The organism is Thermoanaerobaculia bacterium (assembly GCA_035593605.1).
Classification (GTDB): domain Bacteria; phylum Acidobacteriota; class Thermoanaerobaculia; order UBA2201; family DAOSWS01; genus DAOSWS01.
Genome location: DAOSWS010000008.1, coordinates 115432 through 140273, shown reverse-complemented (window position 1 = coordinate 140273; position 24842 = coordinate 115432). Strand labels below are relative to the sequence as shown.

Sequence of the window (24842 nt, the reverse complement as noted above, 5' to 3'; positions counted from 1 at the left end):
AACCTCAGGATACACGCCGCTTTTCTCTTTTTCCACACTTTTTGAGGGTACCTCCTGACCGCAGCCGAAGAATTCTGGTTTATTACAAGTGATAGTTTTCAAGATACCGATGGAGATGGGCTTCCCGATTCGGATGATAATTGTGTGAATTGCGTCAAAACAACATACCGGGAAAAGCTGAGATCAACTGTGGCTGAAACGTTTATGGCAGACCTGGATTTGCCGAACCGCGTTTATATAGCGACTCCAAATCCCGGTCATATAGATTGCTCAAAGGCCGGGAGTATCGTTATATCTGTCGGAAGATACGAATTGTGCCAGTTGCAAGCAAGAACGGATCTGTTTGATTGGGATCACCCGGGTGTGCCGGCTTACCTGGAAATTTCCGAACGTGTCGTAATACCAGGGCTTCTCGCGCTAGTCGATCTTGATTACGCATGTGGGAAACGGTGCGGGTTAGGACAGTCATACATCATAGTTGATTCGCCAATTATAGGATTCATACATGTGTGGACATTCACTCGATGGATGTGGTAACTCATGTGCAATGATTTGCAGTTGCTTTTGCACCAAGGAGCCTTGAATCCCTTAATGAGGTTTTTGACGCGCAAGCTTTAAGGAGGCTTACATGTGCGATATGGAAAATGTCTATATGTTTGATGAAACGGATCCGGAAATGGTGAAGGCGAATCAGAGAGCCCGGGAGACCTTTAAATATTTCTGGCGGGAACTTTCCTGGGAAAAGAGACGGATTGTGCCGGGCCTCGACATGGCTCTGGTCAAAATCGCCTTCTTTGCCGATTCCGTACCGGAAGGAAACCATTACAGTGCTGGCGGCCAGGTAAGGACCTGCCATGGTCTGTAAACACCTTTCCGCGCTGGAGCAGGCCCTGATCGAGGCGGGGATGAAGGAGACGTACCGGGGGCAGGCCTGGAGCAACGTGAATGAGTGGGTTTACTTCGACTGCGTCCTGGATCTGATCGAGTGTCGGAAACGGTTTTCTCTCCCGGAATGCGTTGTGGACCACATTCATCGGGGGACCCACGACGGCACGGAGCATGGCCTCTATTGTGAAGAGTGCAGGGATGGCGTCATGGGGCGCCACCCGGAGGCCTTTCCCTCGGATATAAGGTTTCCGTGATTCAGGTACCTTTTTTTCCTTCAGGGATTGAGCGAAACGAGGAATCGAAATGGAAAACATTAAACGAAATTTTGAAAGAGAATTCAAAAGATGGAAGCTCGAGCTTCCAGAGGAAGATCTTCGATTGCGACGATCGGGATTTATCCAGCAGGAGGGATGGCTGATTCAGTATGTATTTGGGCGAAATCGATTCGGGGAATACCTGGACTACTATGCCTGCCATCGGATGACGGATGACGAGCATGTAAGGTTATACGAGAGTGGAAGGCGGCAGTATCTTTCTGCTCTCGGAGGAATGTATGTGACAAGCCAGGATCCAGTGGATGCCGCCCGTCTGGAGAAGGCGTTCCTCAGGCGAAACCGCCGGATCGCACGGAAACTGGTGGCCAAAGGGTTTGACAGGTTCACGATCAACATGATGCTTCATGCCGGAATCGTCAGGTAGAAAAAGTCCTGAACCACAGGGATGCTGCCACGGTTTCATGACCGTGGTATGGTATTCATAGTGATCTATCGTTTGAAGTGGGTTTCGTTTCTTTTCGCCTGTCTCTTGCTTGGATATGGTGAGGGATTCGGCTCCAGTTATTCGGACGTCCAGGTAAGGGTGGACCGGGATCTGGAGCAGGGAAAGCCCATCGTTGTCCATGTGGTTGTCGCGCTGTGCGACAACGAAAATCAGGGCATTGTTAAGGTTTCCAAGTCCCTTGGTGATGGTCAAAATCCTGGAAGCAACCTGTATTGGGGGGCTGCGTACGGTGTCCGGACCTTTTTCCAACGTGACCCATCCTACCGTTCGTTACCGGTAGAGTCCCCGGATTCCAGGAAGATTCTTGAACGAGTTGTCTTCCTGCGGACTCTCCAGCGAAACGGCCGTTCTGTTCCTGTGTACATCGTCGCCGACGCCTGGGACGGGCGATCTATCTCCGATGCCATCCGCCAGTTTCTGTTTTTTGCCGCGGGAGATCATTCGGAAACGGTCTCCTTGCCGGATCCTGACGGAAAGGTCCTCAACCTGAACGCGGGCGGTGGTGCCGCACTGATCGCCTTTGTGGGACACAACGGACTGATGGATTTCGATCCTCCAGCCCGTCCAAAGAACCGGGAGGAGGCAGGGAGTCGGGGATCTGTTGTTTTCGCATGTGCCAGCAAACCCTATTTCATCGAAATCCTGAATCTAGGGGGATCGTTTCCCGTTTTGCTGACGACCGGCCTTATGGCGCCGGAAGCCTATACTTTGAAAGCAGTCATTGAATCCTTTGCCGAGAACGAAGAGCAAGATGAAATCCTGGATGCTGCAGCTAAGGCCTACCATCGCTACCAGAAGTGCGGGCTGCGGGCAGCGCGCCGTCTCTTTTCATCGGCTCCATAGTATCTGCTATCCTGAAGTTGAAATACTCAATGGGCGATATACGTTGAGTAATTATAGGCTTTTACTGCTTTGCAAGTTCTGCCGTAACTGAATGATAATCCTGCGAACAGGGAGGTATTGCGATGAAATATAACAGGCTTGGTAACACGGGTCTGCTGGTTTCGGAACTCTGTTTCGGTACGATGACCTTCGGTGGGAAGGGATTCTGGACGGTCGTCGGTCAGCAGCCGCAGAGTGTCACGGACAGTCTGATTGCGCGAGTGCTGGATGCCGGGATCAATTTTATCGACACCGCGAACATCTATTCCGAAGGGGAGTCGGAAAAGATCCTGGGCAAGGCTCTGGGAAAGCGGCGGAAGGATATCGTTCTTGCCACAAAGGTCCGGGGCCGGATGGGACCGGGCGCCAACGAGGTGGGGCTGTCCCGCGGACACATCATGAAATCCGTGGAGGACAGCCTTTTCCGCCTGGGTACGGACTACATCGATCTCTACCAGATCCACGGATTTGACGAGCTTACTCCCATGGAAGAGACCCTGCGCGCCCTGGATGACCTGGTGCGTTCCGGAAAGGTGCGGTATCTCGGCTGTTCCAACCTTGCCGCCTGGCAGCTGATGAAGGCGCTCTGGATTTCTGACAAACTTAACCTCCACCGTTTTGAAACCCTGCAGGCCTATTACACGGTTGCCGGCCGGGATCTGGAACGGGAACTGGTTCCTCTTCTGAAGGACCAGAAGCTCGGTCTGATGGTGTGGAGCCCGCTGGCCGGCGGCCTTCTTTCGGGAAAATTCCATCGCGATGGGGAGGGACCGGACAACGCAAGAAGGGCCTCGTTCGATTTTCCCCCCGTGGATAAAGAACGGGCGTTCAACGTTGTGGATGTAATGCGGAAGATCGCTTCGGATCGCAGTGTCTCCCCGGCACAGATCGCGTTGAGCTGGCTTCTTCACCAGTCCGTGGTTACCAGTGTCATTATTGGCGCCAAGACCGAGGAACAGCTTGCCGACAATCTGGCTGCCCCGGATGTGAAACTCTCCAATGAGGAACTGGCACGGCTTGATAAGGTCAGTACCCTTCCGCCGGAGTATCCGGGCTGGATGATCGAGAGACAGGGCCAGGGACGGTACCCTGAGCTGCCAGAGAAAAAATAAAACTTCAAACGATTGACCCCTGAAGCTGTCTTCCCCTCCGTGATTCAGAATTGGCGGGTTTGCCAGGATCTGAATAAATTTGGGATAATGATTCAGACAAATTCGCTTCAGGGAGATGGCGCAATGAACCAATCAAGAATAACTAATATTTTGAGTGCACTGGTCGTCCTTTTCGTGTCGATGACTATTCTGGCCGGATCCAGTGAATCAGACTACAAGAGGGTCTATCTAAAGTACCGGAAGGCTTTGGAAAAAGGAAAAGATATCCAGAATGTCCTTCCCTTCCTTCCTGACCAGGCGGGGTCCTTTTTGTCAGAACTGCAACCCGCGGCCCGGGAGGAATGGTTTAACAGGATCTTTGAATCCAGGAAAGAGGTCCAAAAGGTCGAAGTCACAAACGTCCAGATGGAGGGAGATGAGGCCATACTCCTCGTCCGTGGGAATAGGATTCGGGATGGCAAGGTGGGAAAGGGAAAAGTCACGATGAGTCCGGGAAAGGATGGCTCTTTGAGGGTGGATCGGGAATCGTGGGATTTTGACTGGGACGTTACATTTACACCTACTGAAGATAGGAGCCTGGCGAAAAACGACATGGCAAAAGGGGATTTTACGGTGAACGGGGTTACGGCGCATCTGACCCATGCCTATGTCGAACGGGTTCAGGATTCCTTTGAACCCGAGTATCCGGCACTGAGCGTTCGTCTGATCGATGCTCCGATCGCTCCGGATGATTATTCCATCATGGAAAAGGTAAAGGAAGGGGCCCTGCACTACATTGATCTGACAATCGACCGCCACAGAATGGTCAACGGGGCGATGCTCCACCATTCCGGGTTTACAAACAATTACATTTCGATCGCGGGCACGGTCGATTTTACGGCGACCCGATTCGGGCCTGTCCAGATTGCGGGTCATGTCGGGATGAGCGAACCGGCGAAGAGCTCCTTCGATGATGACACGTACTATTTCTCAGCTGATTTCCTTGCGACTCTCTGGGAAATCTCGGACCGTCATCTAGGAACGAAGCCGGACGGATCGTTCGGTGTGGGGGATGGAAAGGCTGTGGGCACCTTCACAGTGGATGGGAAATCGTTCGAATTTCATCATGCCTATATGAAGGAATATGTCAATGATGAGGGAAAGCCTGAGTATGCCTGCCTGGTTACGGATGAGAAGGTGGACGATAAGCTTCTGGCGGAAGATACTACGCTCTATGACGTCCTGCAGATGTCCGGGGCGCACGGGCTCCATGTGATTATTGGAGCAGACCTGGAACCCTACAACTGGTCATGGGTGCACGATGACCTCAAAATTGGATGTTACCTGTGCAGTGATTTGAAGTTCAACCCGGAAAAGGTGGGGAAAGACCGTATTTCTGGAACGCTATACAGTTCCCTGCCCCAGACCTTCAAAGAGCAGTCGTATGAGTTCAAGGTCACATTTTCCGCCGTCCCCTTTATACCCCGGATGGCTGAAAGGAAGCCGGAAATTCCAAAAGGTGCAAATTTTTTCACGGATGCTTCACCACTGAAAAATCTCTTTCTGCAGGGTATCGGCAAGCCTTTCAACCTGATTCAGCTTGCAATCTATCCCGATTACGCGATCCTGGATGCACAGGATACAGGAAACAGGGAGAACTTCGATCGATACTCCTACCTGGGTGGAGTATTGAAGGATCCTGAACCGCTCCAGACCTTCACCGTGACGTGCAAGAAGGGGTTCGATCTGAAGTCGGTGGATTTTTCTGTTGTTCCCCGGCTGGCCGAGGACGCTAAGAAGAGACTCGGCATAGAAGGCGGAAAAATTTCCCATATCATTTTGAGCCGTGGTGTGTTTTGCAAGTCTCCCATGTGGTCCATTTACGTGATGTCCCGCAGGAAGACGGGATATGTAACCTATGATCTGGATGGAAAGCACAAGAAAACGTATGGGATGTGATTAAGGAGTAAATTCGAAAAGGAATGTGACATGGTTCGGAAAATATTCTTTTTGATCCTGGTCGGAATAGCTGCCACGCTCGCGGCAGGAGACCTGGAGTTACGGTTGGACCTTTCTCCACGGACGGACGGGAGTGGAGCGAGAAGCATTCATTTCTATCTCGAGAACCACACCGATGGGGACGTGACCGTTCTGACGCGGGGCATCCTCTATTCTGGCGGGGATCACACGGACAGCGGGAAGAAAATATGTCACTTCAATTTTTCGTATACCAGGGGCCGATATGGTACCAATCAGCTTGTTCCCAGTCTCTACGATCTCAGTCCCGTGACATTGAAATCTGGAGAGATTGCCATGCTTAATCCCTACCAGATCGTACGCGGTGACTGTGACGGTGTGGAGGCAACGTATGAAGTCGATGCCTTCTGGGGTGAACGGTTCAATGTGTGGCATAGTCGGATAAAAGCGAAACCGATCGAGCTGAAACAAGCGAAGTAATAAGAATTTGGGAATTAACATCCCGAGGTTCGGTGGAGGTGACGGAATGGCAAATGTGAAAACGGGGTTTTGCGCCGTGCTGATGTTCCTGTTCTCCCTGACAGTATGGGGTGAGACGACGGAGTTAAAGGATATCCAACTGCCCGCTCCGCAGATGGAGGGAGGAAAGCCGCTTATGCAGGTGCTCAAGGAACGGCACTCCACCAGGAACTTCAGTCCAGAGAAGCTTCCTCTCCAGGTCATGTCCAATCTTCTCTGGGCGGCATTTGGAGTGAATCGACCCGATACCGGGAAACGGACCGCTCCATCCGCCAGAAATTGGCAGGAAGTGGAAATTTTTGTCTTTCTAGAAGAAGGAGTTTATCAGTATGAAGCCAAACCCAACATTCTGAAATACATCAAAGCAGGGGATATTCGAAAACTGGCAGGCGTGCAGGATTTTGTTGCGACGGCTCCCATGAATCTTGTCTACGTGGCGGATCGGTCGAAAATGGCCGGTTCAAAGCCTGAAGATCAGGATCTCTACTCTGCCGCGGACACGGGCTTTATCTGCCAGAATGTATATTTGTACTGCGCATCGGAGGGATTGAGGGCCGTGGTGCGCGGTTCCATCGACCGGGAAGCTCTGGCAAAAGCTTTGAACCTGTCAGAGGATTATCGAGTCATTCTCTCCCAGACTGTGGGATATCCGCAGGTAGAATCTTCAAAACCCAATGAGCATAAATAGGTGAATACCTCAGCCGGGAACCTGAACATGTATAAGGAGAGATGCATGAGAAAAAACGCCATCCTAAGGAGTGCGGTTTCTACAATCATTGTTTTTCTTCTGTTTCCGGTGACCGTCCTTTCACAGGAACATGATGTCTGGAAACCGTTTCAGTTCCTTATGGGGAAATGGTCCGGTACGGGATCCGGAAAACCAGGTGAAGCTGTATCGGGTATTACATCGTTCTCGTATGAGTTAGACAAGAATATTATTGTAAGAAAAAATGTGGCGAGATATGCACCGAAGGAGGAGGATTCCAAGGGAAGGGTGCACGAGGATCTTCTTGTCTTTTATCCTCAATCCGGGGATACGAATGTTAAGGCCATCTATTTTGATAATGAAGGCCACTTGATCCACTACAAGGTATCCTCCTCCGATACGGGTAACCATGTAATGCTCGACAGTGAAAATGCGGAGAGTGAACCCCACTTTAGACTTGTCTATGAATTAACCAAAGACGGGAAATTATCCGTGGAGTTTTTCTTCGCTCCGCCTGGAGGAGCCTTAACCTCATATCTGAAGGGTGAGATGAAGCGGGAAGAGTAGATCGCTCGGAGCGTTCACCGGAAGGTGTTCTCCACTCTGCTCGGGAGATGGATCAATAGTAGAATGAGTCAAAAGAATCTTAGGAACGAGGGGGTCATGCGCAATGAAACGTATCCAACGCCTTTTCCTGGTCCTGTTCCTGTCCGTTTGTGCCCTGTCCTGCATTCCGGTGTTCGAAAATCCTCTGCCAAAGGATACGGAATTTTCTGTGGATCCGGCACTTCTGGGCAGCTGGATACTGAAGGAAGGAGATGTGCAGCTCTTCTTCTTTCCCGATCAGCCCGGTGTGATGCAGGTTCTGAGCCTCGAAAACTTCAGCTATCAGCCCTATATCGAAAATAAAAACATCATGCTGGCGGAGGGGTTTACGGCAAAGATCAAAGGCCACACCTACCTGTGCATGAAGATGGGTGAGCACACAAGGCAGGTCTCGGGTCTGACGGATTTCTCAAATGACTCGTGCTATATCATCCTTCACTATGAAATCTCGAAAGACACCCTTACGCTGAATCATCTCGAACCCGACTATTTTGCCGAAGCCGTCACGAAAAAGAAGCTTACGGGCAGAAATACATCGGACAAGGGTCTCAAGGATCCTATTATTTCTGCGGATTCTGAATCGATTGCCGCCTTTTTCCGGGATGCCGATTTCTCCAAAATGGTGGATAGAGAGAACAGCTCCGTATTTACCAGAAAAGAGGCTCTTTATATTCCGCCTGAGGAGAAACATTGACAGGGTGGTCATTTTTTGACATCTTCATTATCCTTGTTCTCTTTTTTTCTTTGATAGGGGTTTCCTGAAAGGGTGAAAGAGAGGAGAACCATCGTTAGATTTCTTTTGGTGTGTACGATTGTAATGTTCTGCGTGGGATGTGGAAATCCTGTGCCCACTTCGGCGTCAGAAGAAACGGACACGTTCCGCATCGTTTACTATACCTGGACCGGGGTGAGTCCGGGTGCGGGATACATTCATACGTCAGCCATGATGATCGAAGCAGACCTTTCCACGCGAGAGATGAGAAGCATAATGAAGAGTGCTTCCCAGCCGAACCCAATGTTGTCTTCAAGCGTAGGGATCTACCGTCAGGAACTGGCCAGGCGGGAGCCTGCAGTATTGTCTGTGCAGGAGACCGCAAAACTGCGAAGGTTAATCCTCGCCTGGCTCAACACAAATCCACCGCCGGTGTATCACCAGTATCGTGCCCTGGGACGGGAAGACGCCATGACGGAGCACATCATCCTGCATCGTCCTGGAGAAGAAAGCATAACCGTTTCCATCGATCCCCGGAAGGGGTTTTCCCCCGAAGATCCGATGTGGCCTCCTCCGGAATGGTTTGCCCTGGTCGATTACCTCTCCCTTACTCTGAATCCGTGTGTACTCCAGGTCCCCGATGGAACTCTCGTTCCTTTCAACCATGAGTAATCCATCATGATGGCTTGTAATCAGGGTCAGCCTGGTACTCCACGGTTCGAAGCGAGAGTTGTCTGGACAATCTCCATCCTGATTCTGGGTTGTATCGGACTCAGCGGGGATTCAGGAGCAGTTACGTTCTTGATATCGTGACCCCGGCCTGGAATTACATCCTTTTTCGTGGGTCGTACCATAAGAATGGGCCCGCTTCTTTCGGTCTTTTCCCGATCTGAAACCACGCTCGCTTTCATCGCTGGAGTCTGTTTTCCTGTCGAGGGCGCTCAATATTTCCATCTTTATCATGCCCATTACGATCCGTAAGATTTTTTACCTATCTGTCTCTTCTGATTCCCTTCTACCTCATCGACAATCGGCTTCTCCGAAAAAAATAAAGTGGAAGGAATTCAATCCTCTGATCTCACCATAGGGGTAATTCCATTACAAAACGGATAGTGTCAATCTGGGAATTCAGAGCGGCAGAGTTTCAGGTAGCTGGCGGCGGGGTTGTCCTCCGGAGCATGCTGGAGGCATTGTGCAAATAGAGCTGCGGCATTCTCAAAGTCAGAATTAAAATAGTGCACAAGCGCTTCTTCAAAGAGGGTTCGCGTATCCTCTTTTGCTTTCTTCATGGATTCCGGGTCCGCATTAAAGACCTCGTACACTGTAACGGGTTCGACCTTACCCTTCACCTGAGTCTTTCCTACCTGACGGATGAAAAATTCTCCGGAATTCTGGAGAGCGCCAAATGCCTGGTGGGAGATTAAAAGAGGCACATTAAAGCTTTTGGTCAATCCTTCAATGCGGGAGGCCAGGTTTACGGCATCGCTGATCACCGTGCTGTCCATCCGGTTGGGCCCCCCAACTGTTCCCAGCATCATAGAACCGGTGTTGATCCCGATGCCAATGGAAACAGGATCCAATCCATGAGAAGCGCGTTCTGCGTTGAAGGTCTTTAACGTTTCCAGCATCGTAATTCCTGCGCGAACGGCATCGTCAGGGGTCCGGTCAAAGAGGGCCATGATCGCATCCCCAATATACTTGTCGATAAATCCTTCATGGGTTGTAATGACGGGCTCCATGCGTTCCAGAAAGTCATTGATAAAACGGAAATTCTCCTCGGGGGTCATCTTTTCGGAGAGTGATGTAAAGGAGCGTATATCCGAAAAGAGAATGGTCATATCCTTCTTGACCTGATCTCCTAGACGGACATCCAGGATGCTTTCCTTTTCGAGGTGCTCGAGAAATTCAATGGGGACGAATCGGCCATATGCTGTCGAGATTTTTGAAAGGTGCAGATGGGTTTTAATTCGGGCAAGGAGCTCATGTTTGGAGAAGGGTTTTGCAATGTAATCGTTAGCTCCCGCAGAAAGACCCTCCACCAGGTCGCTGACCTGGTTTTTTGCGGTAAGCATAATTATGGGGAGTAGATGGGCAGGATAATTTTCCCTTATCTTCCGTGAGACTTCATAGCCCGACATTTTGGGCATCATGATGTCCAGAAGAATCAGGTCAAACCGCGGGCCGTCTTCCATGAGCCGAAGGGCTTCAGGACCGTTGAGAGCCTGGGTTACAACATAATGTTGGAGAGAGAGCTGGTTGGCCAATACCTGGAGGTTCACAGGTTCATCATCCACAAGCAATACTCTGATTGGCTCATCCCCATGAGTGGGGGCAAGTTCCTCCGTAGTTCGTGCCGCTGGAACAATTTCACTGGTCTCTCGTGCGTAACTTGCGGAATCGACCTCCAGGGAATCCCGCATCCGGTTGATCCTGTCCTGAGCCGGGGGTTCGGGTGTGATGGCGTTAGAGAACGATTCCGAATTTTCCATGGTTGCCAGGGGAAGAGTGAATATGAAAGTCGATCCCATGTCTGTGCGGGATTCGACGCGAATCGTTCCTCCGTGAAGTTCAACAAGTTTCCGGGAAATGGACAGGCCAAGGCCGGTTCCCCCCTGACGCCGGGCCGCCGAACCATCCACCTGTTCAAAGGGAGTGAAGATCTCTTCCAGCTTCTCCTCCGGGATTCCAATCCCGGTATCGGATACGGAAACCTGGAGAAAACCGTCCTGAATGGTGGCCGTAACCCGAACTTCCCCTTTATCGGTGAACTTCACGCCGTTCCCTGCAAGGTTGTAAAGGATTTGTTGAAGCCGATTTTCATCACCAAGGACGAAAGGAACATCGACGGGGATATCATTAATTAACGTGAGACCCTTCTGCCCGGCCAGCGGGCGAAGCAGAACAAAAACGAGATCGGTCAGAGTGCGCAGGTCAACGGGACGATGTTCAAGGGCGAGGTCCCTGTTCTTAAGACGCGAAAAGTCCAGAAGGTCATTTACAAGAAAGGTCAGACGCTTTCCTGCGGCTGCAACCATGGACAGGTTCCGCACCGTCTCTTCCGGCAAGGGGCCCGTGGCTCCGTCGATGAGAGATTCGGTCAGTCCTACAATTCCATTTAAAGGGGTCCGAAGCTCATGAGATGTATTCGCCAGAAACTCGTCCTTGAGTCGGTCCAGAGTTCGCAGTTTCTCCGAAACCGTGCGTTCCTGTTTCAGTTCCCGTTCTCTTGCTTCTAGCTTGAGGGCCTGGGTGCGAGTCTTGATTCTTACATAAGCTGCAATGGAAGTGAGGGCGATAAGCCCATACATAACGTAGGCCCACCATGTCTTCCAGGGAGGAGGAGGAAGGATGAATGGAAGCGAAGCTCCCTCTTCGTTCCAGACCCCGTCGTTGTTGGATCCCCGGACACGAAAGATATATCGGTTTCCGGGAAGATTGGTATACGAAACAAAGCGACGGGTTCCGCAGGGAATCCAGTCTTTGTCAAACCCCTCCAGCTTGTAGGCATACTGGTTCTTGCTTGGATTGGTGAAATCCAGAGAGATAAAATCAAAGGAGAGGTAGTTGTCACGATAGGAGAGTAGAAGTGGATCCACGATTTCGGATTCCAGAGGCACGACACGATCATAACTCTTGAAAGAAGTTATATTGACGGAAGGGATATGGGGGTTGTCTTCAATTTGTTCCGGGTGAAAAGCGTTAAAACCGTGGATCCCTCCGAAAAACATCTCCCCTTCCGGGCTTCGGTAATAAGCGCCTGCATTGAATTCGTTACTCTGGAGACCGTCATTGATATCGTAATTTTTAAAGGTGCCAGCATCGGGATCGAAGCATGAAAGACCCAGATTCGTGCTGATCCACAGACGACCCTTTATGTCTTCGAGGATCCCGTAAATGAAATCATTGGGTAGGCCCTGAGCGGTTGTGAAGTGTGAAAATTTACCGGTTTCACGGTCGAGAAGCGAGAGTCCCTTGGCCGTTGCGACCCAGAGGCGTCCCCTGGCGTCTTCATGGATTGCGCGAACGGCCATATCCCGGAGACTCTTTGGATCATCAGGATTCGTTTCGTACCAGACGTACGTTTCTGTTTCAGGATCAAACCTTCCCAGACCACCGCCCCATGTACCAATCCACAGATACTGGTCGTGATCTTCAAATAAGGTTTTAACTCGATTTTTCCCCGGTGCGTTGGTTGGTTGATCAACATAAAGGTACCGTTTCCAGCGCAGGGTTTTCCTGTCCAGTCGATGCAACCCGCCGCGATCGCTTCCGACCCAGAAGTTGCCCCTGCTGTCTTCCTGAAGACAGGAGATAATATCATGTCCCGGAGAGTTGGAGTTTTCAGGATCGTGACGGAAATGTTTCCATGTGTTTCTTTTTGGATTGAATTGATTAAGTCCTCCGCCATACGTTCCTACCCACAGCATTCCGTCCTGATCCTGGTAGAGTGCCATGACGGGATTCACGCTCAGGGAATTGATGTTGTTGGTATCGTGTGTGTAGTGAGTCCAGACATCCTTCTCCCGATCCCAACAGTCTAACCCGCCCCAGGATCCCACCCAGATTTTTCCTTCCCGATCTTCGAGAAAGGAAAATACGGCATCATTGGAAAGGGTATTATCCGTGCCTGCTTCACGGTACACATGGTTCCACCTTTCACGATTCGGATTATACTTCTGCACGCCGGCTCCCTCCGTACCGATCCAGAGAAGGCCTGCATCGTCTTCAAAGAGGATTGAGAGGGCATCGATCCCGAGACCTTTTGGATTTGCAGGATCATGGGTCCACCTTTGCCATTTTCCCTTCAGGAGGTCAAGACGAATCAGGCCCTTTGACGTTGCAAACCAGAGGTTCCCGGTGATGTCTCTCAGGATGGAATTCAGGACGGGTGCCTGTAGTAGAGTGCGCAGATTTTCGGGGACTTCCAGGAGGACCCACGTGCCTTTCAAAAAATCCTTTCGCCAGATTCCCACATTGGTTCCCGCCCAGAGAATGCCCTCCCTGTCTTCGTAGACAAAATAGGTTTTCGGAAGATCACCATGTTTGGAGTTATGGAACATGGTTTCCGATTGTCGCCAAACATTTTTTTGAATATCAAAGGAATACAGGCCTGCCCCCGTGCAAATCCATAATTCTCCGTTGCGATCTTGAGATATGGAGAGAATTTCAGGCAGAACGTCGGACTTTGATTCCATCGGCCCCGTACTTTGCCGTTGAAGAGAGCATGATTCGGGATCGAATCGAAAGAGTTCATTCCTTTCACCAATGATCCAGAATGCCTTATCCGGTCCAAGATAGGCGGCCCGGAGCTTCTTCTGCTCCTTGGAATTGTGAATTCCCACGTCATCAGCAAAATGTGACCATTGAAACCGGAAGGGATCCAGAGAATCCAGGCCTCCCTCAGAATAGACCCAGATGGATCCCTGCTTATCTTCCCCGATCCAGTTGATGTAGTCTCCCGAAATTGTATTGGGATCATCGGGGTTCTTTTTGAAAACCTTAAAGACATATCCATCGTACCGGTTCAAGCCATCGCTCGTACCGAACCACAAAAAACCCCTGCTGTCCTGAAAAATGCAATTGACCGTGGCCTGAGAGAGGCCGTGTTCAACTGAGAATTGCTCAAAACGGGCCTCACCATGCATCACGAGTGAAAATGCTAAAGTCCCGCACAGAAAGAAGATACAGGGAACGATCGGAATCTGTCGCTGTCCAGGGCTTATATATCCAGCTGTGAGCATCCTCTGGATTATACCGGATGCCGGATCAGTCACAATCCGGACATTTTGGGATAGTCGGTGCTCCGCGTCTGTTACAATCTATTTGAAAGACGTCCGGAATCGAGGGTACTGGTGAATCAAGTGGATCAAACGGTCTGTTTGAAAGTGAATTTTCCCCGGGTGTCTGGCGTATACCATGCTTAGAAATACATGATGGAAGTGGCTTTATTCATGTTCAATCTGTTTGCATCGGGAGATAGTCATGATTCCTTCGACATCTTTTGCACCTGTGGCTGCTGCGGTCATTTCGAGGAAACGGAAGAAAATGATCAAGGTTTTTCGGTCCGTGGGAGCCCTTTCCCCGGAGTCAGCACGAACCCTGGCAGAGATTGGCGTTACGAAGAGCCCTCTCTTTGAAATGCTGAGACATAGAGGGGTATTCGTGGAGTTGCAGGAAGGCCGTTTCTATCTGGATGAAGCACGGGAGCTCGAGACACGCCAGTTTCGGATGTACCTTGTCACCGGGATTGCCCTGTTGTGTGTCATTCTTGTTTTTATTGGCTGGTGGCTTGGTCATTCATAGGAAATCACTGATGATCCAAGTATGTACCAGACATTCGTTACATCTGCCCTGTCTCATCCTGCTCCTGGCATTCCCATGGATGGTTGCCTGCCCATCAAAACTCGTTTCATCCCAGTCTTCCCGAACCATTACCTTTTCTTCGGGGGCATTTACCCTCGTGGGCAATCTCCAGCTCCCCGAAGGCGAGGGGAAACATCCCGCAATCATCATTGTCCACGGGGATGGAAGGGGAACGAAGGATTACTACCGGGAGATGAGAAATAGATTCGTTCAGGCAGGATTCGCCACGTTGATCTGGGACAAGCCGGGATCGGGGAAGTCTACAGGATCTTTTCATGAAGGTGGCGTATTTTGCGAGCGCGCTGGGATCGTGCGGGATGCGGTATCTCTATTGCGAAATCAACCTTCGATCGATAAGGACAGGATCGGAGCATGGGGAGTCAGCCAGGGTGGGTATGTCCTGGCGTATACCCTCAAGGATGGAATAGATCTATCCTTCGTAATCCTTGTGGGCTCTCCGGGTGAAGATAGTATTCAGCAGACCGCCTATTATATGGGCAGGCAGATTCAGTGTGAGGGGTACAGTAAGAAAGAGTCACAGGAAGCGGATGCCCTGGTGTTGGAAGTCTTGCGTGCTCCAGACTATGAAGCCTATGTCTCGAATGGCGCAGAGCTTCTTGAACGCTTTCCGGTTGTGAAGGACATTGGTTTTATGGCCGGCATTTTACCAAAGGATCGGTGGACTCCCAGGAGCAAAGAAGGGGATAGTTATTTTGATCCTGTACCGATCATGGAGAAGGTAAACATTCCCGTGCTGGCGTTTTTTGGAGAGCTGGATACAAACGTAGACCCGCATCAGGGTGTGAAAGCCTATCTGAACGCTATTGAAAATGCGGGTAACCCGACCTCAGAGGTCATCCTCTTTCCCGGTGTCGATCATGACATGGTTCCCTCGCAGACGGGCTGTGAAAAGGAGAGAAGGAGACGGATAAGCTGGAAGGTGCATCCGGAATATCTGAATAAAATGATTCAATGGCTGCAAAATGTAACGCCAAATGAATCGTTGGACGGGAAACAATTAAAGCCGGCGGGTTCCTCTTCGGGAGAAGAATTCCGAAAATGAAAAATCATTCTGCTATACCCCATTACTATTTCAAGTTTTTCGACGGCATTGGAGGTGATATTCATGGATCCCACCCTGTACGTTGCGGTGTCGGAACTGGATCCATTCTGAATGTCGCCATTGCAACATTCTTTGTGGGATGGATCAGGGTCACTGCCACACATGATCTTTTTTTGTCGGACTGATGTGGGCGGTTCTCACGCTTATCTTCGAAATTTATTCGGACGATTCGTAGCAGGATATTCCTGGGAACGTCTCCTATCCGACTTCAACCTCTTCCGGGGAAGGTTGATGCTCCCTGGATGGCTTCCATGGTGGTCTCACCATGGATTGCGCACGTTATACAAGGAATATGTTCAAATTAATGGAGATAGATGAATCGTTCCTGACACAGGGCCAATCATCGCCAATCCTGCCCTGACTTTGCGTGATGTGCAATTCGAAGCGTGAAACAGGGGTTATACTGGTTATCATGAGATTCTATCGTAATCGTTCCATCGGGTTCACAGGGTGATGAATCGTTCTTCGGATAAGCTTGGGTTTACTGCTACATGGTCCATGGCTGTGGGAGGTATGGTGGGAGGGGGAATCTTCTCCACGCTGGGAGTTGTCATTCATATCGCCGGAGCGTTGGCCTGGTTGAGTTTTTTGGCGGCAGGCCTGGTAGCCCTGGCGGCGGGGTACAGCTATGTAAAGCTTTCAGACTATTATGGAGAGGGGGGAGGAGCCTTTACCTTTCTTCGGGAAATTAATGCAGAGGGATTTGCCGGCAGTCTTTCCTGGGTTCTGATTATCGGGTATATCCTGACCAATTCGGTCTATGCCTTTACCTTCGGGCAATACCTTGGAAATGTCGTAGGTCTGGGTCCCTGGTTCCCAAGGGCGGCGGCCCTCGCAATTCTCGTTCTTTTCATTGGTTTAAACCTGCGGGGAGTGGGTGAGGCGGGGGATGTGGAAGTATTTTTAGTCTGGTTTAAGCTAATCGTCCTGGTAGGTCTTTCCTGTTGGGGTCTGGCTCAGTGGGATATTCCCATGCTGTCAAAGGGTGTACCGGATTCTGGATTTGGAGCGGCACTCTTTGGTGCGGCCTCTGTTTTCATGGCCTATGAGGGTTTTCAGCTCTTGGCATATGACTATGAGGATATCAAATCACCCAGAAAGACATTGCCGAGAGCCGTGCTTTCTGCCATCGTCGTGGTGATTGGTGTCTATATCGCGGTCACACTGGGGACTACGATGTTGATCGGGGCCGATCAGGTTGTCCAGCATGAGGAAGTTGCTCTTGCAGTAGCCGGTCGGAAAATCCTGGGAATTCCGGGACTGATTCTTGTCACGATAGGTGCTGCGTTTTCCACGGGTTCTGCAATTAATTCCACGCTCTTTGCCACAGCCCGCCTGGCCCACGAAGTGGCGGAGGGTGGGGAACTTCCGATGTCACTGGAGCATCGGAACCGGAGGGGTGTCCCGGATCGGGCCATCATTATCATGGGAAGTGCGGCGGCTATCCTTGCGGTGTTTGGATCCCTGGCTACCCTGGTCGAAACAGCCAGTCTTGCATTCCTTTTCACGTTTACCGTGGTTAGCGGCCTTGCATTTTTTGAACGCGCAGGATCCCGTACTGTGACAGGTTTCGGCCTGTTGGCCGGTGCCGCTTCAACACTCGGTCTGATTGTACGAATGATCCGGGTTGAACCCGTCGCCCTTCTCTGCCTGGTTCCTCTGGTGCTCATTGCTGTTTTTGGGCGGCCCTTTCTATTACGGCACCTTTCCATAGATAGAAAGCGAATCTGATATGATCAAATGGAAAAGCATGGTTTTTTATTTTCCAGAGGTTTAAAGAGTATGGATCCCACCCTGTATGTTGCGGTGTCGGAACTGAAGAACTGGACGAAACGATACCGGGCATTACGAAAGTACGTTCGGGAAACGATTGAGAAAGAGGGGGGTACCCTGAAAGAGATGACCATGATCGGGATGCTCCTTCGATCTCCGTTCCCGAAAATCAATATTCGTCCCGTCTACCTGAAAGCTCACTGTCAGTATACGGATGACAGTGGCACCTGGTACATCTGCGGCGCGGAAAATGGTGTGCACTGGGTGTGGTCGAGCGATCAGTCCAGGACGGTTCCACCCGTGAGACGCCCCTACGAGATGCTGGTCAATAACCATGTTCTGGCTCTTCCCCGATGGGCAAGTATTCTGCTCTATTTTCTTTTTCTTGTGATTGTTTTTGGAGGGCTGGCCCTGCTGATCAAATTTGCATGAATTTTTTAAGTCATTAGGGACATCTTATGTTCGATCTGTCCTCTTGAAAAGACATCTACTGGAACGATCCCACTGTGTAATCAAATATTTGTGCTTAAAAACCTGGCATGGATCCTGCAAACCTACTTCACTGAGCCGAGATTGTCCGGTATGACAGTCAGGCAGAAAGGAAATTCAAATGAAACTTCGTGCATTGTTCTTGCTGGCCCTGCTGTTTTCCCTTTCCCTCCTCATTTCCTGTGCATATGGTGTGGCTCCTGTAACAGGTGTCGTCTACACCGATGTCAAAGCGCCTGTGTCCGCCACAGCAAATGACGTACAGGGGACCCTGAAAACCGGGGAAAGTACGTGCGAATCTTTCCTGGGTCTCATTGCCGTGGGAGATTGCTCGATTGACGCGGCTGCCAAGAAAGCCGGGATTACGGCCATTCATCATGTGGATTACGAAACAAAAGGTTTCCTGGGTCTGTATACCCGCTTCACGGTCTTTGTGTACGGAGAATAGTAAAGGAATCGACGGGAAAAGGTTTGTTTTTCCGGTTGTTTGTATTACAGTATAAGCAGGTGGAGGATGGATGTTCAATCCGCGGAGGTTGCTATGGTCAAGAGATTCCCTTTCCTGCTTATTGTGGTTGTTCTCTTTAGTTTCTCCTGTAATAAGAAAGAACAGCCCTCTCAAAACAAACCGGATGAGGTGGTTACGAGGACGCTGAATTTTACAGACGGAAGTCTGGATCGGCTTGTGGGTACCGTCATCGAGTACATCTATGAATATGCAAAACACAATCCGGAAGAAAACCTTGTTTCCTTCAGGATCATCATTAATCGCGATTTTCTGGAAGGAAAACTTGATCGCACCTTTATGGAGGATCCAACGCTCTGCACCATAACAGAACAGGATCTGGAATCGGCCCGATCCTATGAGTTCCTATGGAACATGCTGCATGATGCTTCTGTAAGGGAAAGGTTAAAGGCCATCCTTGTTTCGGATGGTGATCCCGAAATTGTAAAGGTGCTGCAGGAATATCCGCGGGAACTCATGGAGTCTGTGACCGGTTCCTCTGAAAATCCCGGTTGATCGGATCGGAAAAAACCTGCTGAAGAAGTCCCTGATTCGCAATTTTTAATATTATGGATGGATCGAGGTATCATGTCGTCTATGAGTTCAAACCGATCCCGTTTACCCTATGAAATCGAAATTACAATTCAACCAGAGGATATCGATCGTCTGGGCCATGTCAACAATGTGGTCTACCTGCGCTGGGTGCAGGACGCGGCGGTGGCCCACTGGAATGCGCTGGCTTCAGAGAGTGAAAAGCGGGCCCTGCTCTGGGTCGTGGCGCGGCATGAGATCGATTACCGAAGGCCTGCACTTCCGGAAGATACCATTGTCGCGCGGACCTGGGTGGGGGGCGTCACAAGAAGAGGATTTGAACGGCACACGGAACTACTCAGAAAAAGGGACGGGAAAATCCTGGCCACTGCTCTGACGACCTGGTGTCCGATTCATGCCGAAACTCTGAAACCCATCGAAGTCAGTGACGATATCTACGCAAAATTTTCCACCTGTGATGCTCGATAGGGTAAGATAGGTTCAACATTATGCGTGTGCTTCGTCATCTCTTTGATAACAACCGGCGCTGGGCGAAACGGGTTGAGGAAAACCATCCGGGCTTCTTTTCGCAACTCAGCAGACAGCAGAGTCCTGAATATCTCTGGATTGGATGTTCCGACAGCAGGGTGCCCGCCAACGAGATTGTGGATCTGCCTCCGGGAGAGATCTTTGTCCATCGTAATATCGCGAATCTGGTCATCCATACGGATCTTAACTGTCTCTCTGTGATTCAATACGCGGTCGAAGTCCTGAAAGTCCAACATGTAATTGTCTGCGGCCATTACGGATGCGGGGGAGTGAAGGCGGCCATGGAAGCCCAGGAACATGGATTGATTGACAACTGGCTTCGCCACCTGAAGGATGTCTATCGGTACCATCAGGACAAGATTGGTGCAATTGAAGATATCGAAGGTCGAGTCAGTCTCCTTTGTGAGCTGAATGTCCGCGAACAGGTGGCCAATGTCTGCCATACGACCATTGTCCAGAATGCCTGGAAAGCGGGTCAGAAACTGGCGGTTCACGGCTGGATCTATAAGATTGAGGACGGTATTATTCACGATCTGGATGTGTGCGTTACGAATGCTGATGAAATCTCTGATACTCACAGGATTGAATAATGGCCGGGTCCGAAATTACGATCTACAGCTCACATGTGGATTAAATACGTTCTCATAGGGGGAGGGTTTGCCTTTGCCGCGGCAGTTCAGCCGGGTCCTCTGAATGCGTTCCTCCTCTCCCGTGTTGCAGCGGACGGATGGAAACGTACGCTTCCGGCGGCTTTTGCTCCCCTCATCAGTGATATCCCCATTGCCTGTCTCATGCTCTTTCTCCTGCATCACGTCCCCGGCGGCTTCGAGGCTGTTCTTCGGGGAGCCGGCGGTGTTGTTTTGCTCTTTCTGGCTGTGAAGACCTTTCTGGAGTGGCGGCATGCCCGCCTGGGTGACATGGATGCCTCCCGGCATCCAACCCGCACATTCCTTCAGGCGGTAGGGGTCAATCTGGTGAATCCAGGCCCGTATATTGGGTGGAGCCTGGTCCTTGGTCCGTTAGCCCTCCAGGCATGGTCTCAGTCACCCCTTTATGCGGTTGCATTAATTGGAGCCTTTTACTCGGTCATCGTTATCTGTCTTGCGTCCCTTATCCTATTCATAGGCATGACATCGACCATCCATCCACGGGTTCGTCTTGGGCTTCTGCTTGCGGCTTCTGTCGTTCTGGCCGTACTGGGGGTCTATTTCCTGGTTTCCATTATCCTGAAATGAAAGGGGATCAGTTATAATTTTGGTGGATCCAGATCAAACCTCGAGCCGCACGGAAGAAAAGGAGAACCGATGATGGATCTTCAATCCAATTGTGAAAACTGCGGTGCTCCTCTAAAAGGGCATATCTGTCCTTTTTGCGGAACCTCGTTCGACCCTTCACCCACCCTGTCCGACCAGATGATCGCTCTGGATCAGCTTCATGCCGCCCTGTCTGAGGCCGAGTCTGAACGAAGGGTGGCCCTCCTGACGGCAGGTTATATCCCGGAGGATGCCGGGGCCCTGATTGAAGCCGGGGTGAAATGTATCCCCCTGGTCAATCTTGCCTTCTCGGCCACCCAGGAAACCCATGCAGCCGTGGACAGGCTGAGGGCCATCACGGCCAAACTCAGAATTCTAGACCGTACTCCTGAAACTTCACGAGCGATAGGTGAATTTTCAGAAGTGATCCGTGTCTTTGATCGAAAAGACCGATCCGACACCCTTCTGGGATGTTCTCTCCTTACCATTCTTGTAATTGTTGTATTGATTGCCCTCGTTTATTACTTTGTCCGATGATTCTCCCCGTGACAGGACCGGCGAAACATTTGGGGAAAATCATGATGGAGGTCCGCGATGTCGAGCAATAATAACAAAGCTGTAGTTCGTCATTATTATGAGGAAGTGGTAAGTACAGGGTCCGTCGAAAGGCTGAGGGATTTCCTTTCACCGGAATATACGGAAGTCCATGAAGGGAAACGATACCCCTTAGGAATTGAAGGAGCCCGCGATCACATTCAGGGAGTCCGTCAAACCTATGGAGATCTGAAGATTAAGGTCGATCGACAGATTGCGGAGGGAGAGTGGGTTGTTTCCTGCATTACTGCAAGAGGGATCCATATCGGTTGGTGGATGGGTATCCGTCCGACCGGGAAAGCCGTAACGTTTACAGGAGTAAATGTGGACCGGGTAATCGATGGGAAAATTGTGGAGCACGGGGGTGCAGCGAACATACTGGGTCCGTTGCTGGAAGCGGGAGCCATCCGGGTTGTCGGGGAATCGTGAAGGTATCCTGGTTCGGGGTCATATTGAGGGTCATGATCTTTCCATTCACCTACGCCGTGTCCTTAAAGTTCGAAAGGAGCCTACCCGGGGATGGCACTCTCCGTTTTTCATGATCCAAACCCGCCGACGTCCTCTCAGATCATGGAAGTCCTGGGGCCTGCGTGGGATTCATGGTCATCACTTTTCGACTGGTTGACCGAAACAGCAGGAGTTGACTCTCATGAATGGAAAAACTCCGGGGCGGCGTACGGTTGGAGTATGCGTGTGAAACGGGGAAAACGCATCATTGCCTACATGATTCCGCAAGATCAGCAGTTTCTTGTGGGTCTTGTGCTCGGGGATCGCGCCATGAAAACTTTAGGGAGCCTTTCGCTGGCTCCTTCCGTAATGGATGTCATTCGGGGCGCCAAACGCTACGGAGAAGGTACGGGCTTCCGCCTGCCCGTGAGTTCCGAATCAGATCTGGAAAGCATCCAGTCGCTGATAGAATTGAAACTACGCTGAATCGTTTACATACCCGGGAGGATTTTTGATTCATTCCACGTTATCTGCAGTTGTCATCCTGTTTCCTGTATCTGAAATTATCCTTGCGATCCTGAAACGATCACGTGGCAGGTCGGTTCAGCGGGAGGATCGAGGTGCGATGCTTCTGCTTTGGTCTTGCATTGCCGCAGGGATTTTTCTTGCCATTTATATTCATACCCTGCCTCCGGGTCAAATCCCGGGATCTCCCCTCGTTCGCCAGGTTGCGGCTCTGGGCCTTCTGACCGGAGGCCTGACCATTCGCTGGATCGCCATCCTTCCGCTCGGGCGATGGTTTACCGTGGATATTGCCATTCATTCGGACCATGCCGTGATGGACCGGGGACTTTACAGTTATATGCGGCATCCCTCCTATACGGGCCTGTTGATCGCTTTCCTGGGACTTGGTGTCTATTTTGGCAGCTGGCTCAGCATTTTTATCATGATGATCCCGATTGTAATCGGGCTATTCTATCGAGTCACAAAGGAAGAAAAAGCCCTTCTCGATTCTCTGGGATCCGAATATGCTGCCTATTGCTCTCGAACAAAGCGATTTATCCCGGGATTACTGTAGAGAAAAATTTTGATCGTGGAATTTTGAGGAAAGAATCAGCCTTGTAGGAGGGATGCCAGTTCAGGAGGATCGTACGATGCCAAAACTTGCCATTATCCAGCAATCCCCTTTTTATCTCGACAAACAGGCTACGATGGAACGTGCCATTCAATGGATTGAAGAGGCTGTTGACCATGGGGCAACGCTGATCATTTTTCCTGAAACGTTTTTTCCGGGGTACCCGGCGTGGATCTGGCGACTCAGACCAGGAAGCGACTGGGACCTTACCGGGGAGATTTATGATCGATTGCTAAGGCACGCTGTCTCCTTATCTTCCGACGACCTGAATCCAATGCGCCAGATGTCAAAAGATCACGCAGTCACGGTTGTATGCGGAATTCATGAAAGAGATGCCCGGTTCGGTAGAACAACGCTCTATAACACGGTTGTGATCATTGGTGCGGATGGGTCAATTCAAAACCGTCATCGGAAGCTGATGCCGACAAACCCGGAACGCATGGTCTGGGGGATGGGGGATGCATCGGGGCTCAGGGTTGTTGATACACCATGTGGAAGAATGGGCGGACTGATCTGCTGGGAAAACTATATGCCTCTGGCCCGGTACGCCCTGTATGCACAGGGAGTAGAAGTCTATATCGCACCAACGTACGACAGCGGAGACGGATGGATCGGAACGCTGCAGCATATTGCCCGGGAAGGACGCTGCTGGGTGGTCGGGAGCGGCACCCCTCTCAAGGGGAGTGATTTTCCGGAAGACTTTCCGGGGAAAGATATTCTCTATCCGGATGCGGATGAGTGGGTCAATCCCGGGGATTCCGTCGTTGTCGCTCCGGGGGGCGAAATCGTTGCGGGACCCCTGAGAAACGAACACGCCATTCTCTACGCCGATTTCGACCCGGATCGAGTTGGTTCCGCACGCCGGGCTCTGGATGTTACGGGACACTATTCCCGTCCGGACATCTTCGATCTCCATGTTCATACTCAACCTCTCAATCCAATAACCATGAAATAATTAATCGTGTCGGATTCCCGACACCGGCCTGCAGAGGAAATAAAAATAAGCGTATAATCATCACTGAAAATACCCAATAACCTTACAATCAAGAGGAGTGTCTATGGTCAAACGATGCATGTATGTCTGGTTACTGTGCCTGGTCCCCTCGATCCTGACGTTTGCAGTCAGTGATCCGAATGACTGCGAGGGATGCAAGGATCCCGCACTCTTCAGCAGGATGCCTGGATTTTATATTTCTGAATACCAGGAACTGGATTTCAGTCGATATTCTTTCCCGGTCGGCTATGACAGGGTCCAGGTCGTGGAAGGGCAATACACCTACCTGGACTACTATGCCAACGATGGTGTGAAATACCCCAGCGGAATGCAGATCGTAGCCAATTACAAAAACGCCGTAAAGTCGATAGGCGGTGAAACGGTCTATGAGTTTGAAGACGGCGGGACGCAGTACATCACATTGAAGGTCGTCAAGAACAATGTGGAAGTCTGGGTCTATGTTGAGGGTCCGAGCAATGGAATGTACAAGGTTTTCCTGGTGGAAAAACAGGCCATGAAACAGGATATCGTGGCCAGTGCGGACAGCCTCCTCGGTGCAATTCGGCAGACCGGCAGGGTCGCCGTTTATGGGATCTACTTTGATACGGCGAAATCGGACCTCAAACCGGATTCGGAGCCCACGCTGAAGGAAATTGCAAAATTGCTCAAAACAGATCCGAAGCTGAAGCTCTATGTGGTGGGGCACACGGACAACCAGGGGGCCTTTGACTACAACCTTACGCTTTCCAATGCCCGCGCCAATGCTGTAATTCAGGCTCTCACCGGAAAGTACGGAGTGGCGGTATCCAGATTGACCCCCTTCGGGGCGGGTCCGACGTCCCCCGTTGCTTCCAACAGTAGCGAAGAAGGTCGGGCACTGAACCGGAGAGTGGAACTCGTGGCTCAATAGGAGAGCAGGGTACCC

The 24842-nt window shown here is 50.8% G+C and carries 27 protein-coding genes; 26 read left to right on the top strand and 1 reads right to left on the bottom strand.

Features of this window, described 5'->3' with window-relative positions; all coding sequences use genetic code 11:
- The first annotated feature begins 628 nt into the window (after positions 1–628).
- The 11 genes from PLD04_05830 to PLD04_05780 all read left to right on the top strand — a co-directional run bounded on the left by PLD04_05830 (position 629) and on the right by PLD04_05780 (position 8833).
- Positions 629–865, top strand: coding sequence for a DUF2314 domain-containing protein (locus tag PLD04_05830; GenBank protein ID HXK67843.1), 237 nt, complete (start codon positions 629–631; stop codon positions 863–865).
- The gene (locus PLD04_05825) at positions 855–1142 is read left to right on the top strand and encodes a hypothetical protein (protein HXK67842.1); all 288 of its coding nucleotides are present in this window, start codon (positions 855–857) and stop codon (positions 1140–1142) included. Before PLD04_05830 ends, PLD04_05825 begins: the two co-directional genes overlap by 11 nt.
- 49 nt (positions 1143–1191) lie before the next feature.
- Positions 1192–1587, top strand: a complete 396-nt coding sequence (locus tag PLD04_05820) for a hypothetical protein (GenBank protein HXK67841.1) — start codon at positions 1192–1194, stop codon at positions 1585–1587.
- Between the two features lie 48 nt (positions 1588–1635).
- Complete coding sequence (locus tag PLD04_05815) at positions 1636–2511, top strand: hypothetical protein (protein HXK67840.1); 876 nt, start codon at positions 1636–1638, stop codon at positions 2509–2511.
- Between the two features lie 122 nt (positions 2512–2633).
- A complete protein-coding gene (locus PLD04_05810; protein HXK67839.1) occupies positions 2634–3662 on the top strand; it encodes an aldo/keto reductase in 1029 nt (342 codons plus the stop codon).
- 123 nt (positions 3663–3785) lie between these two features.
- Positions 3786–5600 carry a hypothetical protein gene (locus PLD04_05805; GenBank protein HXK67838.1) on the top strand — a complete coding sequence of 605 codons (1815 nt, stop codon included), beginning with the start codon at positions 3786–3788 and terminating at the stop codon, positions 5598–5600.
- 30 nt (positions 5601–5630) lie between these two features.
- On the top strand, positions 5631–6098 hold the full coding sequence (locus tag PLD04_05800) for a hypothetical protein (GenBank protein HXK67837.1): 468 nt from the start codon (positions 5631–5633) through the stop codon (positions 6096–6098).
- A 46-nt stretch (positions 6099–6144) separates the two neighbouring features.
- Positions 6145–6825, top strand: coding sequence for a nitroreductase family protein (locus PLD04_05795; GenBank protein HXK67836.1), 681 nt, complete (start codon positions 6145–6147; stop codon positions 6823–6825).
- Positions 6826–6870: 45 nt separating this feature from the next.
- The gene (locus PLD04_05790) at positions 6871–7410 is read left to right on the top strand and encodes a hypothetical protein (protein HXK67835.1); all 540 of its coding nucleotides are present in this window, start codon (positions 6871–6873) and stop codon (positions 7408–7410) included.
- 103 nt (positions 7411–7513) lie between these two features.
- Positions 7514–8143 carry a hypothetical protein gene (locus PLD04_05785; GenBank protein HXK67834.1) on the top strand — a complete coding sequence of 210 codons (630 nt, stop codon included), beginning with the start codon at positions 7514–7516 and terminating at the stop codon, positions 8141–8143.
- A gap of 150 nt (positions 8144–8293) precedes the next feature.
- A complete protein-coding gene (locus tag PLD04_05780) occupies positions 8294–8833 on the top strand; it encodes a hypothetical protein (protein ID HXK67833.1) in 540 nt (179 codons plus the stop codon).
- Positions 8834–9276: 443 nt separating this feature from the next.
- Here PLD04_05780 and PLD04_05775 read toward each other — a convergent pair whose 3' ends face one another.
- The gene (locus PLD04_05775) at positions 9277–13902 is read right to left on the bottom strand and encodes a two-component regulator propeller domain-containing protein (GenBank protein HXK67832.1); all 4626 of its coding nucleotides are present in this window, start codon (positions 13900–13902) and stop codon (positions 9277–9279) included.
- 241 nt (positions 13903–14143) lie between these two features.
- On the opposite strand from PLD04_05775, the gene PLD04_05770 reads away from it, so the two are divergent.
- The 15 genes from PLD04_05770 to PLD04_05700 all read left to right on the top strand — a co-directional run bounded on the left by PLD04_05770 (position 14144) and on the right by PLD04_05700 (position 24827).
- Complete coding sequence (locus PLD04_05770; GenBank protein ID HXK67831.1) at positions 14144–14464, top strand: hypothetical protein; 321 nt, start codon at positions 14144–14146, stop codon at positions 14462–14464.
- Positions 14465–14474: 10 nt separating this feature from the next.
- On the top strand, positions 14475–15587 hold the full coding sequence (locus PLD04_05765) for a prolyl oligopeptidase family serine peptidase (protein HXK67830.1): 1113 nt from the start codon (positions 14475–14477) through the stop codon (positions 15585–15587).
- 513 nt (positions 15588–16100) lie between these two features.
- Positions 16101–17378, top strand: coding sequence for an APC family permease (locus PLD04_05760; GenBank protein ID HXK67829.1), 1278 nt, complete (start codon positions 16101–16103; stop codon positions 17376–17378).
- 51 nt (positions 17379–17429) lie between these two features.
- Positions 17430–17852, top strand: coding sequence for a hypothetical protein (locus tag PLD04_05755; GenBank protein HXK67828.1), 423 nt, complete (start codon positions 17430–17432; stop codon positions 17850–17852).
- 178 nt (positions 17853–18030) lie between these two features.
- Positions 18031–18357 (top strand): TRL-like family protein, encoded by a 327-nt coding sequence (locus tag PLD04_05750; GenBank protein ID HXK67827.1) that lies wholly within the window; start codon positions 18031–18033, stop codon positions 18355–18357.
- Between the two features lie 93 nt (positions 18358–18450).
- Positions 18451–18930, top strand: coding sequence for a hypothetical protein (locus PLD04_05745; GenBank protein HXK67826.1), 480 nt, complete (start codon positions 18451–18453; stop codon positions 18928–18930).
- Between the two features lie 81 nt (positions 18931–19011).
- Positions 19012–19434 carry an acyl-CoA thioesterase gene (locus tag PLD04_05740; protein HXK67825.1) on the top strand — a complete coding sequence of 141 codons (423 nt, stop codon included), beginning with the start codon at positions 19012–19014 and terminating at the stop codon, positions 19432–19434.
- 20 nt (positions 19435–19454) lie between these two features.
- Positions 19455–20084, top strand: coding sequence for a carbonate dehydratase (gene can, locus PLD04_05735; protein ID HXK67824.1), 630 nt, complete (start codon positions 19455–19457; stop codon positions 20082–20084).
- Positions 20085–20117: 33 nt separating this feature from the next.
- Positions 20118–20729 carry a LysE family transporter gene (locus PLD04_05730; protein ID HXK67823.1) on the top strand — a complete coding sequence of 204 codons (612 nt, stop codon included), beginning with the start codon at positions 20118–20120 and terminating at the stop codon, positions 20727–20729.
- Between the two features lie 69 nt (positions 20730–20798).
- Positions 20799–21284 (top strand): hypothetical protein, encoded by a 486-nt coding sequence (locus PLD04_05725; protein HXK67822.1) that lies wholly within the window; start codon positions 20799–20801, stop codon positions 21282–21284.
- A 57-nt stretch (positions 21285–21341) separates the two neighbouring features.
- Positions 21342–21770, top strand: a complete 429-nt coding sequence (locus PLD04_05720; GenBank protein ID HXK67821.1) for an ester cyclase — start codon at positions 21342–21344, stop codon at positions 21768–21770.
- A gap of 90 nt (positions 21771–21860) precedes the next feature.
- On the top strand, positions 21861–22274 hold the full coding sequence (locus tag PLD04_05715) for a DUF3788 family protein (GenBank protein ID HXK67820.1): 414 nt from the start codon (positions 21861–21863) through the stop codon (positions 22272–22274).
- A gap of 25 nt (positions 22275–22299) precedes the next feature.
- On the top strand, positions 22300–22866 hold the full coding sequence (locus PLD04_05710) for an isoprenylcysteine carboxylmethyltransferase family protein (GenBank protein HXK67819.1): 567 nt from the start codon (positions 22300–22302) through the stop codon (positions 22864–22866).
- A 76-nt stretch (positions 22867–22942) separates the two neighbouring features.
- Positions 22943–23878: a carbon-nitrogen hydrolase family protein gene (locus tag PLD04_05705; protein HXK67818.1), complete on the top strand. Its 936-nt coding sequence runs from the start codon at positions 22943–22945 to the stop codon at positions 23876–23878.
- A gap of 103 nt (positions 23879–23981) precedes the next feature.
- On the top strand, positions 23982–24827 hold the full coding sequence (locus PLD04_05700) for an OmpA family protein (protein HXK67817.1): 846 nt from the start codon (positions 23982–23984) through the stop codon (positions 24825–24827).
- Positions 24828–24842: the final 15 nt, after the last annotated feature.

What these genes read in the sequence shown, in the direction of transcription:
- PLD04_05830 (HXK67843.1), top strand. Translation starts at nt 629, where the DNA reads ATGTGCGATATGGAAAATGTCTATATGTTTGATGAAACGGATCCGGAA.
- PLD04_05825 (HXK67842.1), top strand. Translation starts at nt 855, where the DNA reads ATGGTCTGTAAACACCTTTCCGCGCTGGAGCAGGCCCTGATCGAGGCG.
- PLD04_05820 (HXK67841.1), top strand. Translation starts at nt 1,192, where the DNA reads ATGGAAAACATTAAACGAAATTTTGAAAGAGAATTCAAAAGATGGAAG.
- PLD04_05815 (HXK67840.1), top strand. Translation starts at nt 1,636, where the DNA reads ATGGTATTCATAGTGATCTATCGTTTGAAGTGGGTTTCGTTTCTTTTC.
- PLD04_05810 (HXK67839.1), top strand. Translation starts at nt 2,634, where the DNA reads ATGAAATATAACAGGCTTGGTAACACGGGTCTGCTGGTTTCGGAACTC.
- PLD04_05805 (HXK67838.1), top strand. Translation starts at nt 3,786, where the DNA reads ATGAACCAATCAAGAATAACTAATATTTTGAGTGCACTGGTCGTCCTT.
- PLD04_05800 (HXK67837.1), top strand. Translation starts at nt 5,631, where the DNA reads ATGGTTCGGAAAATATTCTTTTTGATCCTGGTCGGAATAGCTGCCACG.
- PLD04_05795 (HXK67836.1), top strand. Translation starts at nt 6,145, where the DNA reads ATGGCAAATGTGAAAACGGGGTTTTGCGCCGTGCTGATGTTCCTGTTC.
- PLD04_05790 (HXK67835.1), top strand. Translation starts at nt 6,871, where the DNA reads ATGAGAAAAAACGCCATCCTAAGGAGTGCGGTTTCTACAATCATTGTT.
- PLD04_05785 (HXK67834.1), top strand. Translation starts at nt 7,514, where the DNA reads ATGAAACGTATCCAACGCCTTTTCCTGGTCCTGTTCCTGTCCGTTTGT.
- PLD04_05775 (HXK67832.1), bottom strand. Translation starts at nt 13,902, where the DNA reads ATGCTCACAGCTGGATATATAAGCCCTGGACAGCGACAGATTCCGATC.
- PLD04_05770 (HXK67831.1), top strand. Translation starts at nt 14,144, where the DNA reads ATGATTCCTTCGACATCTTTTGCACCTGTGGCTGCTGCGGTCATTTCG.
- PLD04_05765 (HXK67830.1), top strand. Translation starts at nt 14,475, where the DNA reads ATGATCCAAGTATGTACCAGACATTCGTTACATCTGCCCTGTCTCATC.
- PLD04_05760 (HXK67829.1), top strand. Translation starts at nt 16,101, where the DNA reads ATGAATCGTTCTTCGGATAAGCTTGGGTTTACTGCTACATGGTCCATG.
- PLD04_05755 (HXK67828.1), top strand. Translation starts at nt 17,430, where the DNA reads ATGGATCCCACCCTGTATGTTGCGGTGTCGGAACTGAAGAACTGGACG.
- PLD04_05750 (HXK67827.1), top strand. Translation starts at nt 18,031, where the DNA reads ATGAAACTTCGTGCATTGTTCTTGCTGGCCCTGCTGTTTTCCCTTTCC.
- PLD04_05745 (HXK67826.1), top strand. Translation starts at nt 18,451, where the DNA reads ATGGTCAAGAGATTCCCTTTCCTGCTTATTGTGGTTGTTCTCTTTAGT.
- PLD04_05740 (HXK67825.1), top strand. Translation starts at nt 19,012, where the DNA reads ATGAGTTCAAACCGATCCCGTTTACCCTATGAAATCGAAATTACAATT.
- can (HXK67824.1), top strand. Translation starts at nt 19,455, where the DNA reads ATGCGTGTGCTTCGTCATCTCTTTGATAACAACCGGCGCTGGGCGAAA.
- PLD04_05730 (HXK67823.1), top strand. Translation starts at nt 20,118, where the DNA reads ATGTGGATTAAATACGTTCTCATAGGGGGAGGGTTTGCCTTTGCCGCG.
- PLD04_05725 (HXK67822.1), top strand. Translation starts at nt 20,799, where the DNA reads ATGATGGATCTTCAATCCAATTGTGAAAACTGCGGTGCTCCTCTAAAA.
- PLD04_05720 (HXK67821.1), top strand. Translation starts at nt 21,342, where the DNA reads ATGTCGAGCAATAATAACAAAGCTGTAGTTCGTCATTATTATGAGGAA.
- PLD04_05715 (HXK67820.1), top strand. Translation starts at nt 21,861, where the DNA reads ATGGCACTCTCCGTTTTTCATGATCCAAACCCGCCGACGTCCTCTCAG.
- PLD04_05705 (HXK67818.1), top strand. Translation starts at nt 22,943, where the DNA reads ATGCCAAAACTTGCCATTATCCAGCAATCCCCTTTTTATCTCGACAAA.
- PLD04_05700 (HXK67817.1), top strand. Translation starts at nt 23,982, where the DNA reads ATGGTCAAACGATGCATGTATGTCTGGTTACTGTGCCTGGTCCCCTCG.